This is a genomic window from Bacillus sp. EB106-07-01-XG149 (assembly GCF_058791555.1).
Genome location: NZ_JBYTDP010000009.1, coordinates 121,131 through 144,183, shown reverse-complemented (window position 1 = coordinate 144,183; position 23,053 = coordinate 121,131). Strand labels below are relative to the sequence as shown.

At 36.0% G+C, this 23,053-nt stretch carries 23 protein-coding genes; 16 read left to right on the top strand and 7 right to left on the bottom strand.

The window, feature by feature from the left end:
• Positions 1-262: 262 nt before the first annotated feature.
• From gyrA to dnaA, 6 genes are all read right to left on the bottom strand, one after another.
• Positions 263-2,734 carry a DNA gyrase subunit A gene (gene gyrA / locus AC3WTA_RS25655; RefSeq protein ID WP_001282859.1) on the bottom strand — a complete coding sequence of 824 codons (2,472 nt, stop codon included), beginning with the start codon at positions 2,732-2,734 and terminating at the stop codon, positions 263-265.
• A gap of 88 nt (positions 2,735-2,822) precedes the next feature.
• On the bottom strand, positions 2,823-4,745 hold the full coding sequence (gene gyrB / locus AC3WTA_RS25650) for a DNA topoisomerase (ATP-hydrolyzing) subunit B (RefSeq protein ID WP_000435974.1): 1,923 nt from the start codon (positions 4,743-4,745) through the stop codon (positions 2,823-2,825).
• A gap of 38 nt (positions 4,746-4,783) precedes the next feature.
• Complete coding sequence (gene recF / locus AC3WTA_RS25645; protein WP_000470743.1) at positions 4,784-5,911, bottom strand: DNA replication/repair protein RecF; 1,128 nt, start codon at positions 5,909-5,911, stop codon at positions 4,784-4,786.
• A 12-nt stretch (positions 5,912-5,923) separates the two neighbouring features.
• On the bottom strand, positions 5,924-6,136 hold the full coding sequence (yaaA, locus tag AC3WTA_RS25640) for a S4 domain-containing protein YaaA (RefSeq protein ID WP_000821366.1): 213 nt from the start codon (positions 6,134-6,136) through the stop codon (positions 5,924-5,926).
• A gap of 127 nt (positions 6,137-6,263) precedes the next feature.
• Positions 6,264-7,403 (bottom strand): DNA polymerase III subunit beta, encoded by a 1,140-nt coding sequence (gene dnaN / locus AC3WTA_RS25635; RefSeq protein ID WP_001212889.1) that lies wholly within the window; start codon positions 7,401-7,403, stop codon positions 6,264-6,266.
• Positions 7,404-7,581: 178 nt separating this feature from the next.
• On the bottom strand, positions 7,582-8,922 hold the full coding sequence (gene dnaA / locus AC3WTA_RS25630) for a chromosomal replication initiator protein DnaA (RefSeq protein WP_000428027.1): 1,341 nt from the start codon (positions 8,920-8,922) through the stop codon (positions 7,582-7,584).
• Between the two features lie 565 nt (positions 8,923-9,487).
• Here dnaA and rpmH point away from each other — a divergent pair.
• From rpmH to spo0J, 10 genes are all read left to right on the top strand, one after another.
• Positions 9,488-9,622: a 50S ribosomal protein L34 gene (gene rpmH, locus AC3WTA_RS25625; RefSeq protein WP_000831901.1), complete on the top strand. Its 135-nt coding sequence runs from the start codon at positions 9,488-9,490 to the stop codon at positions 9,620-9,622.
• 76 nt (positions 9,623-9,698) lie between these two features.
• Complete coding sequence (gene rnpA, locus AC3WTA_RS25620; RefSeq protein WP_000731505.1) at positions 9,699-10,046, top strand: ribonuclease P protein component; 348 nt, start codon at positions 9,699-9,701, stop codon at positions 10,044-10,046.
• Between the two features lie 52 nt (positions 10,047-10,098).
• Complete coding sequence (gene spoIIIJ / locus AC3WTA_RS25615) at positions 10,099-10,866, top strand: YidC family membrane integrase SpoIIIJ (protein WP_000726759.1); 768 nt, start codon at positions 10,099-10,101, stop codon at positions 10,864-10,866.
• A complete protein-coding gene (gene jag / locus AC3WTA_RS25610; protein WP_000117927.1) occupies positions 10,863-11,480 on the top strand; it encodes an RNA-binding cell elongation regulator Jag/EloR in 618 nt (205 codons plus the stop codon). The genes spoIIIJ and jag overlap by 4 nt, the downstream gene beginning before the upstream one ends.
• Positions 11,481-11,706: 226 nt before the next feature.
• Complete coding sequence (mnmE, locus tag AC3WTA_RS25605; protein WP_000393766.1) at positions 11,707-13,083, top strand: tRNA uridine-5-carboxymethylaminomethyl(34) synthesis GTPase MnmE; 1,377 nt, start codon at positions 11,707-11,709, stop codon at positions 13,081-13,083.
• Positions 13,084-13,129: 46 nt separating this feature from the next.
• Positions 13,130-15,019 (top strand): tRNA uridine-5-carboxymethylaminomethyl(34) synthesis enzyme MnmG, encoded by a 1,890-nt coding sequence (gene mnmG, locus AC3WTA_RS25600; protein WP_000541060.1) that lies wholly within the window; start codon positions 13,130-13,132, stop codon positions 15,017-15,019.
• A 21-nt stretch (positions 15,020-15,040) separates the two neighbouring features.
• A complete protein-coding gene (rsmG, locus tag AC3WTA_RS25595; protein ID WP_001019618.1) occupies positions 15,041-15,760 on the top strand; it encodes a 16S rRNA (guanine(527)-N(7))-methyltransferase RsmG in 720 nt (239 codons plus the stop codon).
• A gap of 105 nt (positions 15,761-15,865) precedes the next feature.
• Positions 15,866-16,738 carry a nucleoid occlusion protein gene (gene noc / locus AC3WTA_RS25590; protein ID WP_000799025.1) on the top strand — a complete coding sequence of 291 codons (873 nt, stop codon included), beginning with the start codon at positions 15,866-15,868 and terminating at the stop codon, positions 16,736-16,738.
• A 189-nt stretch (positions 16,739-16,927) separates the two neighbouring features.
• On the top strand, positions 16,928-17,689 hold the full coding sequence (gene soj, locus AC3WTA_RS25585) for a sporulation initiation inhibitor protein Soj (RefSeq protein WP_000516117.1): 762 nt from the start codon (positions 16,928-16,930) through the stop codon (positions 17,687-17,689).
• A complete protein-coding gene (spo0J, locus tag AC3WTA_RS25580) occupies positions 17,682-18,533 on the top strand; it encodes a stage 0 sporulation protein Spo0J (protein ID WP_001051813.1) in 852 nt (283 codons plus the stop codon). The genes soj and spo0J overlap by 8 nt, the downstream gene beginning before the upstream one ends.
• A gap of 20 nt (positions 18,534-18,553) precedes the next feature.
• Here the strand turns inward: spo0J and yyaC are convergent, their stop codons facing one another.
• Positions 18,554-19,150 carry a spore protease YyaC gene (gene yyaC / locus AC3WTA_RS25575; protein ID WP_001020739.1) on the bottom strand — a complete coding sequence of 199 codons (597 nt, stop codon included), beginning with the start codon at positions 19,148-19,150 and terminating at the stop codon, positions 18,554-18,556.
• Positions 19,151-19,410: 260 nt separating this feature from the next.
• Between yyaC and AC3WTA_RS25570 the strand changes: the two genes are divergently transcribed.
• The 6 genes from AC3WTA_RS25570 to rpsR all read left to right on the top strand — a co-directional run bounded on the left by AC3WTA_RS25570 (position 19,411) and on the right by rpsR (position 23,012).
• Complete coding sequence (locus AC3WTA_RS25570; protein ID WP_000362297.1) at positions 19,411-20,268, top strand: mechanosensitive ion channel family protein; 858 nt, start codon at positions 19,411-19,413, stop codon at positions 20,266-20,268.
• Between the two features lie 20 nt (positions 20,269-20,288).
• Positions 20,289-20,486 (top strand): DUF951 domain-containing protein, encoded by a 198-nt coding sequence (locus AC3WTA_RS25565; protein ID WP_000436051.1) that lies wholly within the window; start codon positions 20,289-20,291, stop codon positions 20,484-20,486.
• Positions 20,487-20,600: 114 nt separating this feature from the next.
• Complete coding sequence (gene ychF, locus AC3WTA_RS25560) at positions 20,601-21,701, top strand: redox-regulated ATPase YchF (protein WP_000524656.1); 1,101 nt, start codon at positions 20,601-20,603, stop codon at positions 21,699-21,701.
• 191 nt (positions 21,702-21,892) lie between these two features.
• A complete protein-coding gene (gene rpsF / locus AC3WTA_RS25555) occupies positions 21,893-22,183 on the top strand; it encodes a 30S ribosomal protein S6 (protein ID WP_001233781.1) in 291 nt (96 codons plus the stop codon).
• A 26-nt stretch (positions 22,184-22,209) separates the two neighbouring features.
• Positions 22,210-22,734 carry a single-stranded DNA-binding protein gene (ssb, locus tag AC3WTA_RS25550; protein WP_002096168.1) on the top strand — a complete coding sequence of 175 codons (525 nt, stop codon included), beginning with the start codon at positions 22,210-22,212 and terminating at the stop codon, positions 22,732-22,734.
• Positions 22,735-22,778: 44 nt separating this feature from the next.
• Positions 22,779-23,012, top strand: a complete 234-nt coding sequence (gene rpsR, locus AC3WTA_RS25545; RefSeq protein ID WP_000918874.1) for a 30S ribosomal protein S18 — start codon at positions 22,779-22,781, stop codon at positions 23,010-23,012.
• Positions 23,013-23,053: the final 41 nt, after the last annotated feature.

Genomic DNA, 23,053 nt, shown 5'->3' with positions numbered 1-23,053 from the left:
GGATCAAACTCTCCAATAAAGTTAGTTTGTCTAGCATCTAAAAATAAAAATTGACGTTTCACGTTGTTTGTTTCGTTTAGTTTTCAAAGTTCAACATCGCGTTTCAGCGACTTTCATAATATATCATAGTATATTATTTTCGTCAACAAGTTTTTTAAGATAATTTGTATCTCTCATTTGCTGACTCTGCCTATTATATAGAGTTTTCTATTGCTATGCAAGTATTATTATAAAAAAATAAGAGGAGGAAAAATCCCCCCTCTTATTCTTCAGAAGAAACCTCTTCATTAGATTCCTCTTCTTCATCTTTCTGTGCTTTTGCTACCGTCGCTACCTCTTGCTCATCCTCTAATCGAATTAGACGAACACCTTGTGTATTACGTCCCATTTGAGAGATTTGATCAACTGGCATACGAATAATAACACCTGCTGCCGTAATTAACATGATATCTTCTTCACCTGTTACAGATTTAACAGCTACTAATTTACCGTTTTTATCTGTAATATTACAAGTCTTCAGACCTTTACCACCACGGCTTTGTAGACGGTATTCATCAATAGGTGTACGTTTTCCATAACCATTTTTTGTTACGATTAGAACATTTACATCCTCTTCGACAATTTCCATACCTACAACTTGATCTTCATCACCTAATGTAATTGCTTTTACACCAGCCGCATTACGTCCCATAGAGCGCACATCTTGCTCGTTAAAGCGAATTAACATACCATTGCTTGTTCCTACAATAATATCCTTATCACCAGATGTTAAACGTACAGATATTACTTCATCCTCTTCACGAAGAGAGATAGCTATTAAACCATTCGTACGTATATTTGCAAATGATGAAAGTGGCGTTCTCTTAGAAATACCTTGTTTTGTTGTGAAGAATAAGAATTCATCATCACCAAATTCACGAATTGGAATAATGGCGTTAATCCATTCACCCTTATCTACACCTAATAAGTTAATAATAGGTATACCTTTTGCTGTACGACTATACTCTGGGATTTCATATCCTTTCGTACGGTATACTTTCCCTTTATTAGTAAAGAATAAAATGTGATCATGCGTAGAAGTAGTTAATAAATGTTCTACGAAATCATCATCATTTGTTCCCATTCCTTGCACACCACGTCCACCACGGTTCTGTGTTTTGTACGTAGAAGCCGGTAACCTCTTAATATAACCATTATGAGTTAACGTAATAGCGATGTTTTGCTCTGGAATCAAATCTTCATCTTCAATAAATTCCATGCCACCAATTGTGATTTCCGTTCGTCTCTTATCATTGAAACGTTCTTTTACTTCCGTTAATTCTTCACGAATAATCTCAAGAACTTTCTCTTCATCTGCTAAGATTGCTTTTAATTCAGCGATTAACTTCATTAAGTCTTGATATTCTTGCTCAATTTTTTCACGTTCTAATCCTGTTAAACGTTGCAGACGCATATCTAAAATGGCTTGTGCTTGTTTCTCACTTAAACCGAAACGTTCCATTAAGCCTTGTTTTGCAATATCTGCTGTTTTCGAACTACGAATTAACGTAATAACTTCATCTAGATGATCTAGAGCAATTCGTAATCCTTCTAAAATATGAGCACGTGCCTCTGCTTTTTCTAATTCATAAGCAGTACGTCGACGAATTACTACCTTCTGATGCTCCAAGTAATGATATAAATTTTGTTTTAAATTCAATACTTGTGGCTCTCCATTTACAAGAGACAACATATTAATACCGAAACTTGTTTGAAGTGCTGTATGTTTATATAGATTATTTAATAGTACATTGGCATTGGCATCACGACGTACTTCCATAACAATACGCATACCGTTTCGATCTGACTCATCACGTAAGTCCGTAATACCTTCAATTTTCTTATCACGAACTAATTCTGCAATTTTTTCAATTAATCGCGCCTTATTAACTTGATAAGGTAGTTCAGTTACGAGAATAGATTGTTTACCATTTGACTTCTCTTCAATTTCAACTTTAGCTCGAAGCATAATAGAGCCTCTACCTGTTTCATATGCTCTTCGAATCCCACTTCGTCCCAAAATTAAACCTGCTGTTGGAAAATCTGGTCCTGGAATAAACTCCATTAATTCCGCAATTGTAATGTCAGGATTATGGCTTAGTGCCAATACGCCATCAATTACTTCACCAAGTTGATGCGGCGGAATGTTTGTTGCCATACCAACTGCAATACCCGTCGTACCATTCACTAATAAATTAGGGAAACGCGCTGGCAATACAATTGGCTCTCTTTCAGAACCATCATAGTTATCTTGATAATCAATGGTATTTTTTGAAATATCACGTATTAATTCCATAGAAATCTTAGACATTCTTGCTTCTGTATAACGCATTGCTGCTGCTGAATCACCATCAACAGAACCAAAGTTACCATGTCCATCAACAAGCATATAACGTTGACTAAAATCTTGCGCCATACGTACCATCGTCTCGTAAACAGCTGAATCACCGTGAGGGTGATACTTACCGATTACTTCACCGACAATACGCGCTGATTTTTTATACGCTTTATCAGCTGTAATTCCTAAATCATTCATCGCATATAGAACCCTACGATGCACAGGTTTTAATCCATCACGAACATCTGGTAATGCACGAGATACGATAACACTCATTGCGTAATCTAAAAACGAGGTACGCATTTCATGACTAATATTAATTTCTCGAATTCGTGCTTGTTGTTGATTGTCTGACATCAACGAGCACCTCCTCTTACATTTCCGTTACACATACATTGATTTATATGTAGAAGACAGGAATACTTAGATTCCTGTCATTACCCATTTAAATATCAAGGTTTTTCACGTATTTTGCATTTTCTTGGATAAAGTTACGACGTGGCTCTACTTTATCTCCCATTAAAATTTCAAATGTTTCATCCGCTTCAATTGCATCTTGAAGTGAAACTTGAAGTAATGAACGTACTTCTGGGTCCATTGTCGTCTCCCATAACTGAGTTGGATTCATTTCCCCTAGACCTTTATAACGCTGAATTCCTGGCTTAGGTTGGGCTGGTAATTCTGCTAAGATTTTTTCAAGTTCCTTATCGTTGTAAGCATATTGAATTTTCTTACCTTGTTGTACTTTAAACAAAGGTGGCTGTGCGATATATATATAACCGCACTCAATTATTTGACGCATATAGCGATAGAAGAACGTTAATAATAGGGTACGAATATGCGCACCATCAACATCAGCATCCGTCATAATAATAACTTTATGATAGCGTGCTTTTTCAATAGCGAAGTCTCCGCCGATATTTGTGCCGATCGCCGTAATAATTGTACGAACTTCATCATTTGATAAAATTTTATCCAAGCGTGCCTTTTCAACATTAATAATTTTACCCTTCAGCGGTAAAATTGCTTGGAAATGACGATCGCGCCCTTGTTTTGCAGACCCACCCGCAGAGTCACCCTCTACGATATAAATTTCACTAATTGCTGGATCTTTAGAAGAACAGTCTGCCAATTTCCCTGGTAAACTTGAAACTTCTAAAGCACTCTTTCGGCGAGTTAACTCACGTGCCTTTTTAGCTGCTACACGCGCACGCGCTGCCATCGTCCCTTTATCTATAATTTTACGTGCGACATTCGGATTTTCCAGTAAGAACTTTTCAAATGCCTCTGAGAATACTGACTCTGTAATTGTTCTTGCTTCACTATTTCCAAGTTTCGTCTTCGTTTGTCCTTCGAATTGTGGATTTGGATGTTTAATTGACACAATCGCTGTTAAACCTTCACGAACATCTTCACCAGTTAAATTACTATCCGCATCTTTTAAAATATTATTTTTACGACCATAATCGTTGATCACACGAGTTAAGGCTGTTTTAAATCCTACCTCATGTGTACCACCTTCATACGTATGAATATTATTTGTAAATGAGTAAATATGATTTGTGTATCCTTCGTTATATTGAAGCGCAACTTCAACCTGAATACCATCTTTTGAACCTTCTACATATACAGGTTCTTCATGAATTGGCTGTTTTGAACGATTTAAATGTTCAACATATGATTTAATTCCACCTTCATAATGGAATTCTTTCTTCTGTTTATGTTCACGTTTATCTTCAATTGTTAATTTAATATTACGATTTAAAAATGCTAATTCGCGCATACGAGTTGCTAACGTATCAAATTCGTATACTATTGTTTCCTGAAAAATTTCTGGATCTGGTTTAAATCGAGTTATCGTTCCTGTTTGATCTGTGTCACCAATGACTTTTAAATCCGCAACCGGAATACCTCTTTCGTATTTTTGATAATGGATTTTGCCTTCACGATGTACAAATACCTCTAGTTCTGTTGATAGAGCATTTACTACAGATGCCCCAACACCATGCAAACCACCAGAAACTTTATAACCGCCACCGCCAAACTTACCACCAGCATGGAGAACAGTCATTATAACTTCTACAGCAGGACGTCCCATTTTTTCTTGTATACCAACTGGAATACCACGTCCATTATCCGTTACAAGAATACTATTATCTTCTTCGATACTAACGTTAATTTCATCACAATACCCTGCAAGTGCTTCATCAATACTATTATCGACGATTTCCCACACAAGATGGTGAAGTCCTTTTCCACTTGTAGATCCAATATACATCCCAGGGCGTTTTCGAACCGCTTCTAATCCTTCAAGTACCTGTATCTGACTTTCATCATATGAGTTTTCTTCCATTTGCTTTTGTTCCATTGACACAAAGATCACCTACTTTTCCATTTAAATAGGGATTACGCCCTATCTATTTCACAATCTACCGTGCCGTTCGTTACATGAATTGTTTTCGCTTCTTTTAATGTTTCGTGTTCAATTCCGTCGACACTCGTCGTTGTCACAAATGTTTGCACTTTTCCTTGAATTGTATTTAACAGATGCGATTGACGATAATCATCTAATTCTGATAATACATCATCCAATAAAAGAATCGGATATTCCTTAACTTCTGAGTAAATTAATTCAATTTCAGCTAATTTTAGGGACAGTGCGGTCGTTCGTTGTTGTCCTTGCGAACCAAAGACTTGAACATTTTTACTATTAACGAAGAATTGTAAATCATCACGATGAGGACCAATTAAAGTCGTACCACGGAAAATCTCACGTTGTTTCACAGATTGAAAATTTTCATAGTATACTTCTTTTATTTTCGACAAATCCATTGATTCTGATACATCTACACTTGGTTTATAGACAATTTCTAATTCTTCTAATCCACGGCTTATACCGCGATGAATTGGAGCTGCCCATTCTTGTAGTAAATGCAAAAATTCAAACCGTTTTTGCAATATTTTTGCACCATGCTCAATAAGTTGAAGTGTAAATACATCCAACATCGTTTCCTCATTCTTACTATTCCCTTGCATCTTTTTCAGCAAGTGATTTCGTTGCGTGAGCACCTTTTGATATTGACTCAATTCATACAAATAGACTGGAGCTATTTGACCTAATTCCATATCTAAAAAGCGTCTTCTTACTTGAGGGCTTCCTTTTACAAGATTTAAATCTTCTGGGGCAAACATGACAACATTCATCATGCCAATATATTGACTCAATTTTTGTTGTTCAAGTTGATTTAATTTTGCCTTTTTACCTTTTTTCGAAATATTTAATTCCAAAGACAAAGAACTATTTCTCTTTTGTAATTTCCCTTTAATTTGACCGAAATCTTCATCCCAACGGATAAGCTCGCGATCATTAGAGGTTCTATGAGATTTCGCCATCGCTAAAACGTAAATAGCTTCCATCAAATTCGTTTTCCCTTGCGCGTTTTCACCGATAATCACATTCACTTTATCTTCAAAGGAAAGCTCTAACTTTTCATAATTGCGATAGTTTTTTAATTGTATTTCTGAAATAAACAAAGGGCTCCCCCTTTATGCCTGAACTTGGAAACTTCCGCTTCCTGGAATTTCAATAATATCGTTCGCATATAATTTGCGACCTCTTCTATTTTCAAGTTCTTGATTCACGTACACTTCATATTCCTGTAAAAACCATTTTACAGCGCCACCTGTATCAATTACATCGGCTAACTTTAAAAATTGTCCTAGTGTAATATACTCTGTTGAAATTTTAATACGTTTCATAAAATCGCTCACTTTCTGAAAGTGTTCATTCTTTCATTGTACTAAATAAACTAACATTAGGAAAGTAATACCCAAAAATCAAATAAGGGCTACTAGTATCTGAAAACTAGCAACCCTTACTTCTTACTTAGTAAGTACGAACCGGTAAAATTAATTGAATAATGGACTCATCATTTACTGTACGAATTAAGAATGGTCTCATTGCGCCAGTAAAGCTAATTTTAATTTCAGTACTATCTAAAGCTTTTAGTGCATCCATCATATATTTTGCACTAAAAGATATTTTTAACTCTTCCCCATCCACTTTTTCACATTGAACTTCTTCTACCACTTTCCCAATTTCTGGTGAATTTGAAGAAATTTCTAGCATTTCTTGTTCTAAAGTTGATAATTTCACAACATTATTACGACCATCTCTTGCTAATAGAGATGCACGATCAATTGCTTGTAAAAATTCTTTTGTATTTACAAAAATATCTGTTTTACTTTCAGCTGGAATTAAACGAGTTGTATCAGGATAATTCCCTTCTAACAATCTTGAGAAGAATAATAAATGTTTTGTACGGAATAATACTTGATACTCCGTAATAACGATATCTACCATTTCTTCAGACTCATCTAGAATTTTGCTTAATTCATTTAAGCTTTTACCTGGAATAACAACATTCGCTTGAAATTCATCTGCAATTCCTTCGATTTTTGCTTTTCGAAGAGCCAACCTGTGACTATCTGTAGCAATGCAAGTTAATTCGCTGTTATATACTTTCCAGTTTACACCTGTCAAGATCGGTCTTGTTTCAGAAGTGGAAACTGCAAATACAGTTTGTCTGATCATATGTTTCAGTAAATCTGTTGGAATCTTAAAAACATGATGTTCTTCAATTTGTGGTAACAATGGATATTCAGCAGAATCTAAGCCATTTAAATTAAACTCTGATTTTCCAGAAATTATTTTTGTCATAAAATGATTTTCCACAGAAATTTCGACAGTCTCTTTAGGTAATTTTTTTACAATCTCACTAAAATATTTTGCTTGTAAAATAATACTTCCTGATTGTGCTACTTCTACGATTTCTTTTCCATCGTCTTCAACTGGGATAAAAGATTCAATAGAAATATCAGCATCGCTTCCTGTTAACGTTACTCCTTCTTCCGTAGCGACAACTTTAATTCCTGTAAGGATCGGAATTGTTGTACGGGAAGAAACAGCCTTCATTACATCTTGTACACTTCTTACAAGATAGTCTTTTTGTATTGTAAAACGCATAAAGAAAAACCTCCGGTAAGTATAATATTTTATTTAATTAATAAAGATAAAAAATAGTAGTAATAGTAATAGGTCCTGTGGATATGTGGATAACCCCATTAAAGGATGTAAAAACAGTCTATCTACATGTGGATAGACTGTGCATAAAATAAGGGAAGTTATTCACACTATTCAGCTACTACTTTAAAATATCGTTAATTTCTTCAACTTGCTTTTGTAATTGCGTATCCGTTTTAAGTAGCTTAGAAATTTTTTCGTGAGCATGGATAACTGTTGTATGATCACGTCCACCAAATTCTTCACCTATTTTAGGTAAGGAGTAATCTGTAAGTTCGCGCGATAAATACATTGCAATTTGGCGAGGGAAGGCAACTGATTTTGTTCGCTTTTTCGCCTTGAAATCTTCCAGTTTTATTTGATAAACATCCCCGACAGCCTTTTGAATATCATAAATAGAGATAATTTTTGGTTTAGAATTTGGAATAATATTTTTAAGTGCTTCAGCTGCTAAATCAGCATTAATATCTTTGTTAATTAAAGATGAATAAGCTACAACTCGGATGAGTGCACCTTCTAGTTCACGAATGTTTGAATCAATTTGATTTGCAATATAAAGCATAACCTCATTTGGTATATCGAGTCCTTCAGCCTTTGCTTTTTTACGTAAAATTGCAATTCGTGTTTCTAAATCGGGTGGCGTAATATCCGTAATGAGTCCCCATTCAAAGCGAGAACGAAGACGATCTTCTAAAGTTGGAATTTCTTTTGGTGGCCGATCACTTGAAATTACAATTTGTTTACTTTCTTCGTGTAATGCATTGAATGTATGGAAAAACTCTTCTTGAGTTTGTTCTTTTCCTGCTAGAAATTGAATATCATCTATCAATAAAACATCTACATTACGGTATTTATTACGAAAATCGACCGCTTTATTATCACGAATAGAATTAATGAATTCATTTGTAAATTTTTCTGATGATAAATATACAACCTTCGCGTTTGGGTTATGTTCAATTACATAATGACCAATTGCATGCATTAAATGGGTCTTTCCGAGTCCAACTCCCCCGTAAATAAAGAGAGGATTATATGCTTTAGCTGGCGCTTCGGCTACGGCCAATGAAGCAGCGTGAGCAAAACGGTTACCAGAGCCAATAACAAATGTATCAAACGTATATTTTGGATTTAGCATACTCTGTGGTAAATGATTAGAATCATCTTGTGCTGAATTTGGTTTAGAAGGAGGAAGATCAATCTCCTCTTCAGCTTGACTTTGGGGAATAATAAAGCGAATAGCTAATTTTGCCCCCGTTAAATCATAAAGTGTTTCCGAAATTAGCTCTGAATAATGAGATTCTAACCAATCACGAGCGAATTCATTTGGAGCCGTAATTGTTAATACGTCTTTTTTTAAATTATGTGCGGTTGTTGATTTTAACCATGTTTCATAACTAGGTTTACTGACCTTTTTTTCTAGTTCTTTTAAGGCGCTGTTCCATAAATCAGAGATGTTTTCCAAAGGTGTCCCTCCTTTACTAAGATGGTAAAAGAATAAGGTTGCGCAACAAATGTACAACCTAAATAAATATAAAATGTATATTTATACGAAACGTATTTTAAAACCTAAAAACGTCGTTTGTATATGAGATAGGGTTTTCGACAAAAAAAGCAAATGTGGATAATCATTTACCCACATGTGATTAAAACTGTCCACATGTTATACACAAATTGTGGATAAGATAAAGATGTGGAAAACTTATTCAAAGTGAAAACACAACTATAATATCAAAAAAAAGTAGCTATAGCAATGAATTTAAGAAAGTTATCCACAAAATCAATACCTTGTGGAATAAACTTGTCCACAACACGATATACTGTGTAAAAGTACGAAAAGGGTTTGTGGATATAAAAAACCGAAAAAAACATTTATCCACAAGGAAATATAGGGTCTGTGAAAAAGTATGTGAATAGGTTCAAAATGAATATTTGATGAAAATTTCGAGAACCATTGACATTTTCCTAGTTGATTAACTATAATTTATAGGACTGTCTTTAACAGATATTCCTCAGGGAGGTGTCATATAATGAAAAGAACTTACCAACCAAATAAACGTAAGCGCAGCAAAGTACATGGTTTCCGCAGCCGTATGAGCACAGCGAACGGACGTAAAGTGCTAGCAGCTCGTCGTCGTAAAGGAAGAAAAGTATTATCTGCGTAGACCACTGATCGTTCAGTGGTCTTTTTTTCTAATAATAGTGAATTTCCACTGATGAACTACAGGAGTGTCAATTGATATGAAGAAAAAATATCGTATAAAAAAGAATGATGAATTCCAGACGGTTTTTCAAAAAGGAAAATCAAATGCTAACCGTCAGCTTGTTGTCTATCAACTAGATAAGGGAGAGCAGCCAAACTTTCGTATTGGCCTTTCTGTCAGCAAGAAAATAGGAAATGCAGTAGTGCGTAACCGAATTAAACGTATGATTCGCCAGTCGATCACAGAATTAAAAGATGAGATAGATTCTGGAAAAGATTTTGTTATAATAGCAAGGAAGCCTTGTGCAGAGATGACATATGAAGAATTAAAGAAAAGCTTAATTCATGTCTTTAAACGCTCTGGTATGAAAAGAATAAAAAAGTAGCGTAAGGAAATGAATTACACTATATACATACCGAAACAAGGAGGAGCAGGCTTTGAAAAAGAAAATAGGTTTACTAGCCATGGTTATTGCATTAATGGCAATTGCTACTGGCTGTAGTGAAGTGAATCAGCCGATTACACCGAAAAGTACTGGAATTTGGAATGAATATTTCGTATATCCGCTTTCTCAGTTAATTACGTATTTTGCCAACTTATTTGGTAGTAATTACGGTTTAGCAATCGTTGTTACAACTCTTATCATTCGTTTTGCATTATTACCATTAATGATTAAACAAACGAAGAGTACGAAAGCAATGCAGGCGTTACAACCAGAAATGGTGAAGTTAAAAGAGAAATATAGTTCTAAAGATCAAGCAACACAACAAAAACTACAACAAGAAATGATGCAGTTATATCAAAAAAATGGTGTAAACCCATTAGCAGGATGTTTACCGATATTTGTTCAGATGCCTATTTTATTCGCGTTTTACCATGCGATAATGAGAACAGCTGAAATTAGTAAGCATACATTTTTATGGTTCGATTTAGGGCAGGCAGATCCGTACTATATCTTACCGATTGTCGCGGCAATTACGACATTTATTCAGCAAAAGCTTGCAATGGCAGGAACAGCTGGTCAAAATCCGCAAATGGCAATGATGATTTGGCTTATGCCAATTATGATCTTAGTCTTTGCAATTAACTTCCCAGCTGCATTATCACTTTACTGGGTTGTTGGTAATATCTTTGGTATCGCTCAAATGTACTTGATCAAGGGGCCAGAAATTAAGGCTAGTAAGGCAGGAGGATCAAGCAAGTGAGTGTAGTTACTGCTAAAGGACAAACAGTCGAGCTGGCAGTACAAGATGCTTTAAGACAACTAAATGTTCCAAAAGACCGAGTAGATATAAATATTATTGATGAGGGTAAAAGAGGATTCCTAGGTTTATTTGGGAATCGACCTGCAGTAGTAGAAGTTGTATTGAAGAAAGATCCAATTCAAGAATGTGAAGAATATTTAAAAAATGTTATTCACGATATGGGTGTGGAAGCTGAGATTAGTAAAATTGTAAAAGGACGCGAAGTTGAATTTACAATTTCTGGCGAAAATATAGGTGTTTTGATTGGGAAAAGAGGAAACACCTTGAATTCTTTACAGTATTTAACAAAACTTGTGGCGAATCGTAGTACGAAGCAGTATATTGGTATCACACTAGATGCTGAAAATTATCGTAGTAAAAGAAAAGGTACATTAGAAGCACTTTCTTATCGATTAGCAAAACAAGTAGTAAGTACGAAAAAAAGAGTTGTGTTGGAGCCTATGCCATCTTTTGAACGAAAGATTATCCACCAAGCATTATCTAATCATCAAAATATCATTACAACTTCTAAAGGAAAAGAACCACATCGACATGTTGTAATATCTTCCAAGTGACCGGTTACTCAATTGAGTGCCGGTTTTTTTGAGTGGAAAATAGGTGTGGATAACTAAAAAACACTAAACTTATCCACTGTGAATAAGTTTAGTGTTTTTTACATGAGGACATAATAAAATGAGTTATTATTCTTTTGTAGATAGGTTCGTTATGGTATTCTAATAATTTAGTGAAGAAAATAATCATGTTGAAATAGAGATAAATAAGCAAGTGAGGTGAAAGGACATGGAATTTGATACAATTGCCGCGATTTCCACAGCGCTTGGAGAGGGTGCAATTGCCATTGTTCGAGTAAGTGGAGATGATGCGGTTGAAAAAGTTAATCGTATTTTTAAAGGGAAGGATTTAACAGAGGTTCCTTCTCACACAATTCATTATGGTCATATTGTCGATTTAGATACAAATCAGGTTATTGAAGAAGTGATGGTATCTATTCTGCGTGCACCAAGGACTTTTACACGTGAAAATATAGTGGAAATTAACTGTCACGGCGGACTTGTTTCGGTAAATAAAGTATTGCAGCTTATTTTAGCACAAGGAGTACGATTAGCGGAGCCTGGTGAATTTACAAAACGTGCTTTTTTAAATGGCCGTATTGATTTATCACAAGCAGAAGCTGTTATGGACTTAATCCGTGCAAAAACAGATCGTGCAATGAACGTAGCGATTAATCAAATGGAAGGACGATTATCTAAATTAATCGGCCGTCTGCGTCAGGACATATTAGAAACGTTGGCTCATGTTGAGGTAAACATAGATTACCCGGAATATGATGATGTGGAAGAAATGACACATAATATTTTAATTGAGAAAGCTACACATGTTCGTACGGAAATTGCAAAAATATTAGAAACATCGAAGCAAGGAAAGATTTTACGTGAAGGTATTGCTACTGCAATCATCGGTAGACCTAACGTTGGGAAGTCATCGCTATTAAATAGTCTTGTTCAGGAGAAAAAGGCAATTGTAACTGATATTGCAGGAACAACTCGTGATGTTATTGAAGAGTACGTTAATGTGCGTGGTGTACCACTTAAACTTATAGATACAGCCGGTATTCGTGAAACAGAAGATGTTGTTGAACGAATTGGTGTAGAGCGTTCAAAAGAAATGATGAGCCAAGCTGATTTAGTGTTAGTTGTCGTTAATTATAGCGAGGCTTTAACGCATGAGGATGAAGATCTATTCCGTGCCGTACAAGGAAAAGATTTCATTATTATTGTAAATAAGACAGATTTATCGCAAGTAATCGATATGGAACGTGTTACAGAATTGGCAGCGGGAAATCGTATTATTACAACATCGTTAATTGAGGAACAAGGAATAGATGAGCTTGAAAAGGCAATAGCTGATTTATTCTTTGAAGGAACAATTGATTCTGCAGATGTGACATATGTTTCTAACGCGAGACATATTGGATTATTAACACAAGCAGGAAAAACAATTGGAGATGCAATTGAGGCGATAGAAAATGGTGTTCCAATTGATATGGTGCAAATTGATTTAACAAGAACGTGGGAAATACTTGGTGAAATTACTGGTGATACCGTCCATGAAAGCCTAATTGACCAGTTGTTCTCTCAATTTTGTTTAGGAAAATAATATAGCGATGTTTTAGAAGGATAGAGATTATTAGGAGGAATAAACAATGGGATACAATGCCGGTTCATACGATGTCATAGTAATCGGTGCAGGTCATGCAGGATGTGAAGCTGGTCTTGCGGCAGCACGAATGGGCTCCAAAACATTAATGTTAACAATTAATTTAGATATGGTAGCGTTTATGCCATGTAACCCTTCTGTTGGTGGACCAGCAAAAGGGATTGTTGTTCGGGAAATTGATGCATTAGGCGGAGAAATGGGACGCAACATTGATAAAACGTATATTCAAATGCGTATGTTAAATACAGGTAAAGGACCAGCTGTACGCGCGCTTCGCGCACAAGCAGATAAGTTCTCTTACCAGCATGAATTAAAGAAAACAATTGAAGAAACACCAAATTTAACGTTGTTCCAAGGAATGGTTGAGCGTTTAATCGTCGAAGATGGCGAATGTAAAGGGGTAGTTACGCAAGCTGGTGCTGAATATACAGCCAAAACAGTTGTAATTACGACTGGAACATTTTTACGCGGTGAGATTATTATGGGAGGTTTAAAATATTCGAGCGGTCCGAATAATCAACAACCATCTATAACTTTATCCGAACATTTAGAGGAGCTTGGATTTGATCTTGTTAGATTTAAAACAGGTACGCCTCCGCGTGTAAATAGTAATACGATTGATTACAGTAAAACAGAAATTCAGCCAGGTGATGATAAACCACGAGCTTTCTCTTTTGAAACGACAAAATTTATTATGGATCAAATTCCATGTTGGTTGACGTATACAAGTACGGAAACACATCGTTTAATAGATGAAAACCTACATCGCTCAGCTATGTATTCTGGTATGATTAAGGGAACAGGACCTAGATATTGTCCTTCAATTGAAGACAAAGTAGTAAGATTTAATGATAAACCACGTCATCAAATTTTCTTAGAGCCAGAAGGACGTAATACACAAGAAGTGTATGTACAAGGTTTATCCACAAGCTTACCAGAAGATGTGCAACGTGATATGCTTAGAACAATACCTGGCCTAGAAAACGTTGAAATGATGCGTACAGGTTATGCAATTGAATATGATGCAATTGTGCCAACACAACTATGGCCAACACTTGAAACGAAAAAAATTAAAAATTTATATACAGCAGGACAAATTAACGGAACTTCTGGTTACGAAGAGGCGGCAGGACAAGGGCTTATGGCTGGGATTAATGCAGCATGTCGTTCTTTAGGTAAAAAAGAAGTTATTTTAGGTCGCGCGGATGCTTATATTGGTGTCTTAATTGATGATCTTGTAACGAAAGGTACAAATGAACCATATCGCCTATTAACGTCTCGTGCAGAATATCGCCTATTATTACGCCACGATAATGCTGATCTTCGTTTAACTGAAGTTGGTCGTGAAATTGGATTAATTAAAGAAGAGCGTTATGAGCGATTTACAAATAAAAAATTAAAAATTGAACAGGAAAAGGAACGTTTAAGCAGCATTATTATTAAACCACGTCCTGAAGTTCAAGAATTAATTCGTAGTATTGGCGGAAGTGAATTGAAAGATGGAATACGTGCAAGTGACTTATTACGTCGTCCAGAGATGACATATGAGCATATTCATCTTTTAGTACCAAGTGAAGTAGAATTAAGTGATGAAATTACAGAACAAGTTGAAATTCAGATTAAGTACGAAGGATATATCGAAAAATCTTTACAGCAAGTAGAGCGTATGAAGAAAATGGAAAACAAAAAAATCCCTGTGGATATTGATTATGATGCAATTTCTAGCCTTGCCTCAGAAGCGAGACAGAAATTGAAAGATGTTCGTCCACTTTCAATGGGGCAGGCTTCACGTATTTCTGGCGTGAATCCAGCGGATGTTTCTATTTTACTTGTGTATATTGAACAAGGAAAAATTGCGCGAGTATCGAACCAATAAATAGTAAGGAGATATTGTTAGATGAACATAGAACAATTTCAATCTATGCTAGAAGAGAAGGGTATCACCCTCTCTTCTAGACAGTTAGAGCAGTTCGCAATCTACTTTGAAACATTAGTAGAGTGGAATGAAAAAATGAACTTAACGGCTATTACGGAGAAAGAGGAAGTATATTTAAAACACTTTTTTGATTCCATTACGGCTGCTTTTTATTATGATTTTTCAGAACCATTCTCAATTTGTGATGTTGGCGCAGGAGCTGGATTCCCAAGTATTCCTTTGAAAATCTGTTTCCCGCACTTAAAAGTAACAATTGTAGACTCATTGCAAAAACGTATTAACTTCTTAAATCATTTAGCACAAAAGTTGGAATTAGGTGACGTTGCGTTTTGTCACGATCGTGCTGAAACATTTGGGAAAAAAGAAGGTGTACGTGAATCGTACGATATTGTAATGGCACGTGCAGTTGCGCGTCTTTCGGTATTGAGTGAGCTATGTTTACCACTTGTAAAAGTTGGGGGAACGTTCATTGCAATGAAAGGTGCCGCAGCAAACGAAGAAATTGAAAATGGCAAGTATGCTTTAGAGGTGCTAGGCGGGAATTTAAAAGAAATGTCTACGTTCCAATTACCGTTTGAAGAAAGCGAACGTAATATTTTATTAATCGAGAAAAAGCGCAAGACACCAAAGAAATATCCACGCAAACCGGGAACACCCAATAAATTACCTATTGAAAAATAAATCTTATTAGACGTAAGATTAAATTATATAAATGAAAACGTAAATGTTTCATAGGAAACATTTTATGGAGAATAGTCAATAGGCCTAAAAGGTGGTGGAATATGTATGAAAAATACGTTTTCTCGTTTATTTGGCTTTGGAGATAAAGAGAGCGAATTCGAATTACAAGACGAAAGCCATGAAGAAATAGATAAAAAGGTATATGAAGAAATACAAGAAATTCCGATAGTAAATATTACCCCTAACCGTTATCAACCACGAACAGTTTTTGATGATGCGCGAATTGAAGAGCTAGCACTAACGATTCGTACACACGGACTGATTCAGCCAATTGTTGTGAGGCAATATGAGGATGACAAGTACGAGATTATCGCTGGAGAAAGGCGTTTCCGTGCGGCAACAAAGTTAGGGTGGGAAAAGGTTCCTGCAATTATAAAGAACTTAAATGATACAGAGACAGCTTCTGTAGCTTTAATTGAAAACTTGCAACGTGAGGAACTAACAGCAATCGAGGAAGCTGTGGCATATCAAAAGCTAATTGAGTTACATAATTTAACACAAGAAGCATTGGCACAACGACTTGGAAAAGGACAATCCACAATCGCAAATAAGTTGCGATTGTTAAAGTTGCCTGAAGAAATAAAACGTGCGTTATTAGAAAAAAGCATTACAGAACGTCATGCCCGCGCGCTCATTCCTTTAAAGAATGAGGAATTACAACTGAAGGTTTTACAGGAAATTGTAGAGAAACAACTGAATGTAAAGCAAACAGAGGAACGAATTGCGAAATTACTAGAGGAAGCCAAACCGAAGCGTAAGGCAAAGCAAAAAGCAGTAAGTCGAGATACGAGAATTGCCATGAATACAATTAGGCAGTCATTACAAATGGTTGCTGACAGTGGTTTAAATGTTAATTCTGCGGAAGAAGAATTTGATGAATACTATCAAATTACAATTAAAATTCCGAAGAAAAAATAATAATGGCGTGTTAGAGACCTTATCCTATTGGATAGGTCTCTTTTACTATATTTTCTTGTTAGATGAAGAAGGAGTTTAGAAATAAATTTTGAAGTTTAATAAGGACGTAAAAGAAAAACTTTTATTTCATGTTACAATAAACGTAATTGTTACTAGAATAAGATAGAAAGGTTGAAAGTAGGTGACATCATGGGAAAAATCATTGCTATTGCCAATCAAAAAGGTGGCGTTGGAAAAACAACAACATCTGTTAATTTAGGGGCTGGATTGGCACAAGTAGGTAAAAAGGTCCTTCTTGTAGATATTGACGCTCAAGGAAATGCAACGACTGGTGTGGGAATTGAAAAATCCGAATTAGATCAATGTATTTACAATGTTCTTGTGGAAGATGCAGATGTTCAAGGGGTTATACGGAAAACCGCAACTGAAAACTTAGATGTTCTACCCGCTACAATTCAATTGGCAGGTGCTGAAATTGAATTGGTACCGACTATTTCCCGGGAAGTACGTTTACAAAGGGCATTACAGCCAGTTCGTGATGAATATGACTATATTATTATCGACTGTCCCCCGTCCTTAGGGTTATTAACGATTAATGCGTTAACCGCAGCAGATTCTGTTATTATTCCTGTTCAATGCGAATATTACGCACTAGAAGGATTAAGTCAGCTATTAAATACAGTTCGACTTGTGCAAAAGCACTTAAATAAAAATCTAGCAATTCAAGGTGTATTGCTAACGATGTTGGATGCCCGTACGAATTTAGGGATTCAGGTTATAGATGAAGTGAAAAAATACTTTAGGGATAAAGTATACCGTTCGATTATTCCTCGTAATGTTCGTTTAAGTGAAGCACCAAGTCATGGGAAACCAATTATGCAGTATGACGCTAAATCAAGAGGGGCAGAAGTATATATAGATTTAGCAGAGGAAGTGATTGCAGGTGGCTAAAGGATTAGGAAGAGGAATTAATGTGTTTTTTCCTGATTTAGATGTGAAAGAAGAAGAGGCAATTCAGGAGATCGTGATAACTGAATTAAGACCGAATCCATATCAACCACGTAAACACTTTAATAAAGAGGCAATTCAAGAATTATCGGCCTCTATTAAAGAGCACGGCATATTGCAACCGTTAATTGCTAGGAAGAGTATTAAAGGATATGAAATTGTTGCAGGTGAAAGAAGATATCGTGCTGCCAAAGAGGCGGGGCTCGAAAAGGTACCTGCCGTTGTAAGACAATTAAATGAGCAGCAAATGATGGAATTTGCATTGCTTGAAAACTTACAACGAGAAGATTTAAACCCAATGGAAGAAGCAATGGCATATCAAATGTTAATGAATGAGCTAAATGTAACGCAAGAACAATTAGCAAAACGTCTTGGTAAGAGCAGACCTTACATTGCAAATTATACGCGTTTATTAAGCCTCCCTCCATTTGTGCAAGATATGATTGCAAATGGGCAACTTTCAATGGCTCATGGGAGAACTTTGCTTACGATAAAAGATGAAGAACAATTGAAATCTTTATTGAAACGAATCGAAAAAGAAGGATTAAATGTTCGTCAATTAGAGAAAATTGTTCAGGAGATTAATCAACGCGTTTCACGTGAAACAAAACAAGTGAAAAAAGAGAGAAACATATTTTTTGTAGAACGCGAAACGTTCTTAAGGGAAAAGTTTGGCACAGATGTGAAAATTAAAGAAACGAAAAAAGAAAAAGGTAAAATCGAAATTGAATTTTTTAATAAAGAAGATTTAAATCGTATTTTAGAATTATTAGCGCAGAAAAACTAAAAAGCAAACCATCTTATTATTTATAGATGGTTTGCTTTTTTTAATACAGATAATTTTTGGTCTGTTTCTTTTATACTTTGTGCAATTACATCAGCCATTTTCATGACTAAACTTAATCTTGTATTTTGCAGGACGAAAAACTCCATAAAACCATTTAGATTTACGATGCCATGAATATGTAAATCACCAACTGCAGGTAATTTTTTGTTCATCGCAGCTCCAGGTTTACTAGGCCCCATTCCGGTAGTGATGGAACCGATGCTTTGAGACTTCCCTAAACAGGCATCAACCGCAATTATAAATGAAGTAGGATTATCTTTCTGTATATTTTGAATTCTTTCTTCTAAATTTAGTGCATGCACTGGCTCATCTAGTGTGCCGAACACTTGGAAGTTTTTAATTCCTACTTGTTCTAGTTTCGTACCGACTAACGGACCGAGTGCATCGCCTGTAGAACGATCTGTTCCGATACACACGAGAATAATCGGTATATTTGTTTTAATAGGAATATGGGAAAGTAAGAAGTTACTAATTGTCTCGGAGGCTTCTACGTCTTGGTGCATAACATTTTGAGTTTCTTTTTCGAAAAAGGGTAAGCGAAAACTTCCAATATTCATGAAGCATCCATCCTTTTAATAAATTTTCAAAATATGTTATATGGTGAGTAAAATGGAAAACTATAAGTGCGTATTTCCTGTAAAACTTGAGTGAAAACGGAAATAATAGTACTAGTATATATATATTCGTTCCATTTTATACCTGCACGGAAGTTAACAAATACAATTAAAGTCATAAAATTTTTGCGGAAATCAGGGTGACTTCTGATACAATGAGAAGGATAATTAAAAAGGAATTTTAGTTGGAGAGGTAGAGGTATATGGATTTAGCGTTGAAATGGTTTGAGTCCATTGATTGGACGAATATAGGTGTGAAATCACTAAAAATAGTCGTTATTTTAATACTTGGTGCAATTATTGTGCGAGTTGCGCGTGCAATTGTACGAAATGCGTTTCGTATGGGAAGCCGTTCGCCAATTCAAATTTCAGAACGTCGTACAGTTACAGTAGCGAAGTTACTTGAAAATATTGTGGCATACGTTGTTATGTTCATTATGTTAATTGCGATTTTGGGTGTGTTTAATATTAATGCATCTGGTTTATTAGCGGGTGCCGGGGTAATTGGTTTAGCAGTCGGATTTGGTGCTCAAAGTTTAGTGAAAGATGTTATTACGGGGTTATTTATTTTGCTAGAAGATCAATTTTCAGTAGGTGACTATGTGAAAATTGGTCAGTTTGAAGGTGTCGTTCTAGAAATTGGACTTCGTACAACAAAAGTAAAGAGCTGGACAGGCGAAATTCATACTTTACCAAACGGAAGTATCATTCAAGTTACAAACTATTCAGTTAGTAATAGTGTAGCATTTGTTGATGTATCCATTTCGTATGAGGCTGACATAGCGAAAGCGGAGCAGGTCATTGAAGAGTTATTAGAAGAATTACCTGCACAGTATGCGCAAATGGTAACAAAGCCTCAGTTATTAGGTGTGCAAACATTGGCTGCATCAGAAGTTATATTACGTGTTATTGCGGAAGTAGAGCCGATGCAACATGCGGTTGTTGCAAGAGCCCTTCGTAAAGAAATTAAAAATCGTCTAGATTTACATGGAATTGAAATTCCATATCCACGTATGGTTTTATATAATCGTGAAGAATTGGTGAGTGGAAAAGCAATTTAGTATGGAGAGGGGTTTGGAGAATGGAGCAAAAGCAGTATAACTTGTACGATGTTGTGGAAATGAAGAAAGCCCACCCATGTGGTGAGAATCGCTGGAAGATTATTCGTATGGGAATGGATATCCGCATTAAGTGCGAGGGATGTGACCATTCAGTAATGATTCCTCGAAGAGAATTTGATCGTAAGGTGAAAAAAATACTTGTGAAGCACGAAGAATAGAGAGAAAGTAACAGTTGCAATGGGTAGCTGTTACTTTTTTCGTTTGGAGGAAACTTGTCATTTTTTTCGTTACTATCTATAATGATGAAAGATTGAGACATAGGAGTGAAAAATATGGGATTAACGGCTGGGATTGTTGGATTACCTAACGTAGGGAAGTCAACTTTATTTAATGCAATTACACAAGCAGGAGCAGAATCTGCAAACTATCCATTCTGTACAATTGATCCAAACGTAGGGATTGTAGAAGTACCAGATGAGCGTTTAAATAAATTAACGGAATTAGTAGAACCGAAAAAAACTGTTCCGACTGTATTTGAGTTTACTGATATTGCAGGTATCGTAAAAGGTGCTAGTAAAGGTGAAGGTTTAGGAAATAAATTCTTATCTCACATTCGCCAAGTAGATGCAATTTGCCAAGTTGTTCGTTGTTTTGAAGACGAAAACATTACACACGTTTCAGGGAAAGTAGATCCGATCGATGATATTGAAACAATCAACTTAGAGCTAATCTTAGCGGATTTAGAGTCTGTTGATAAACGTATCGAACGTGTTGCGAAATTAGCAAGACAAAAAGATAAAGAAGCGGTATATGAGCATGAAATTTTAGTTCGCTTAAAAGAGGCTTTTGAAGAGGGAAAACCAGCTCGTACTGTTGAATTTACAGAAGAGCAAATGAAGATTGTTAAAGGTCTTCATTTACTTACAACGAAAGAAATGTTATATGTAGCAAACGTAAGTGAGGACGATATTATCGATCCTTCTGAAAACAAATACGTACAAATGGTAAAAGAATTTGCTGCAAATGAAAATTCTCAAGTAATCGTTGTATGTGCAAAAATCGAAGAAGAAATCGCTGAGCTAGACGAGGAAGAGAAAAAAGTATTCCTTGAAGAACTAGGCATTGAAGAATCTGGTTTAGATCAATTAATTCGTGCTGCATATGATTTATTAGGACTTGCTACTTACTTCACAGCAGGTGTGCAAGAAGTGCGTGCATGGACGTTTAAACAAGGTATGAAAGCACCACAATGTGCTGGCGTAATTCATACAGACTTTGAGCGTGGATTTATTCGTGCAGAAACAGTTTCTTACGAAGATTTAATGACAAACGGTTCTATGACAGCTGCAAAAGAAGCTGGTAAAGTTCGTTTAGAAGGAAAAGAGTATATCGTAAAAGACGGAGACGTTATGCACTTCCGCTTCAACGTTTAATTTAATATTTCCTAGGAAAAATAAAGATATGAACTTGGCAAATATATTATGTTTTTGCCAAGTTTTTTATGTATGGGTGAGTTGATTCATCTAACTTACTATGATATAATCTAAACTCGTGAGTAATTACTATAAATTAATTGCTCCTTGCCCATTATGGGCCGTTTAGACCAAAAGGAGGTGAAAGTGTAATGAGAAAGTACGAAATTATGTACATCATTCGTCCTGGCGTTGAAGAAGAAGCTCAAAAAGCTTTAGTTGAACGTTTCGCAGGTGTTTTAACAAACAATGGTGCAGAAATCATTAACACGAAAGAGTGGGGTAAGCGTCGTTTAGCTTACGAAATCAACGACTTACGTGAAGGTTTCTACATGATCTTAAACGTGAACTCTAACGCAGAAGCGATTAACGAATTCGACCGTTTAGCTAAGATCAACGAAGATATCCTTCGTCATATCGTTGTTAAAGAAGAAGAAAAATAATTGATATATAAGGGAGAGTGGTTCGATTGATGAATCGTGTTATCCTCGTTGGTCGTTTAACTAAGGACCCTGACTTACGTTACACGCCCAATGGTGTTGCAGTAGCTACTTTTACGTTAGCTGTGAATCGCGCATTTGCGAATCAACAAGGTGAGCGTGAAGCTGACTTTATTAATTGTGTAATATGGCGTAAACAAGCAGAAAACGTGGCAAATTATTTGAAAAAAGGTAGCTTAGCAGGCGTAGACGGACGTCTTCAAACTCGTAATTACGATGGACAAGATGGTAAACGTGTATATGTAACAGAAGTTCTTGCGGAGAGCGTACAATTTTTAGAGCCGCGTAATGGCGGTGGGGAGCAACGTGGTTCATTCAATCAGCAACCATCAGGAGCTGGTTTCGGTAACCAAAGCTCTAACCCGTTTGGTCAGTCTAGTAATCCAGGTGGTAACTCAGGTAACACTGGTAACTCTGGATTTACAAAGAATGACGATCCATTTTCGAATGTTGGTCAACCGATTGACATTTCGGACGACGATTTACCATTTTAGTGGTATAAATCGGCTATTTTTAACAAAGAATGGAGGGAATAGACATGGCAGGACGCAAAGGTGGACGTGCGAAACGTCGTAAGGTGTGTTTCTTCACATCTAACGGCATCACTCGCATTGACTATAAAGATGTTGATTTATTAAAACGTTTCGTTTCTGAGCGTGGTAAAATTTTACCTCGTCGTGTAACAGGAACAAGCGCAAAATACCAACGCAAACTTACAGTTGCAATTAAACGTGCTCGTCAAATGGCACTTTTACCATATGTTGGTGAATAATAGCGTATGAAATGCACAGTAGAGTCGGACTCTACTGTGCA

Bases quoted from the DNA above. Each gene is read 5' to 3' on its own strand.
- gyrB (WP_000435974.1), bottom strand. From the start codon at position 4,745: ATGGAACAAAAGCAAATGGAAGAAAACTCATATGATGAAAGTCAGATA.
- rpsF (WP_001233781.1), top strand. From the start codon at position 21,893: ATGAGAAAGTACGAAATTATGTACATCATTCGTCCTGGCGTTGAAGAA.
- mnmE (WP_000393766.1), top strand. From the start codon at position 11,707: ATGGAATTTGATACAATTGCCGCGATTTCCACAGCGCTTGGAGAGGGT.
- rnpA (WP_000731505.1), top strand. From the start codon at position 9,699: ATGAAGAAAAAATATCGTATAAAAAAGAATGATGAATTCCAGACGGTT.
- noc (WP_000799025.1), top strand. From the start codon at position 15,866: ATGAAAAATACGTTTTCTCGTTTATTTGGCTTTGGAGATAAAGAGAGC.
- AC3WTA_RS25570 (WP_000362297.1), top strand. From the start codon at position 19,411: ATGGATTTAGCGTTGAAATGGTTTGAGTCCATTGATTGGACGAATATA.
- rsmG (WP_001019618.1), top strand. From the start codon at position 15,041: ATGAACATAGAACAATTTCAATCTATGCTAGAAGAGAAGGGTATCACC.
- dnaN (WP_001212889.1), bottom strand. From the start codon at position 7,403: ATGCGTTTTACAATACAAAAAGACTATCTTGTAAGAAGTGTACAAGAT.
- rpsR (WP_000918874.1), top strand. From the start codon at position 22,779: ATGGCAGGACGCAAAGGTGGACGTGCGAAACGTCGTAAGGTGTGTTTC.
- mnmG (WP_000541060.1), top strand. From the start codon at position 13,130: ATGGGATACAATGCCGGTTCATACGATGTCATAGTAATCGGTGCAGGT.
- yyaC (WP_001020739.1), bottom strand. From the start codon at position 19,150: ATGAATATTGGAAGTTTTCGCTTACCCTTTTTCGAAAAAGAAACTCAA.
- AC3WTA_RS25565 (WP_000436051.1), top strand. From the start codon at position 20,289: ATGGAGCAAAAGCAGTATAACTTGTACGATGTTGTGGAAATGAAGAAA.
- gyrA (WP_001282859.1), bottom strand. From the start codon at position 2,734: ATGTCAGACAATCAACAACAAGCACGAATTCGAGAAATTAATATTAGT.
- yaaA (WP_000821366.1), bottom strand. From the start codon at position 6,136: ATGAAACGTATTAAAATTTCAACAGAGTATATTACACTAGGACAATTT.
- soj (WP_000516117.1), top strand. From the start codon at position 16,928: ATGGGAAAAATCATTGCTATTGCCAATCAAAAAGGTGGCGTTGGAAAA.
- rpmH (WP_000831901.1), top strand. From the start codon at position 9,488: ATGAAAAGAACTTACCAACCAAATAAACGTAAGCGCAGCAAAGTACAT.
- ychF (WP_000524656.1), top strand. From the start codon at position 20,601: ATGGGATTAACGGCTGGGATTGTTGGATTACCTAACGTAGGGAAGTCA.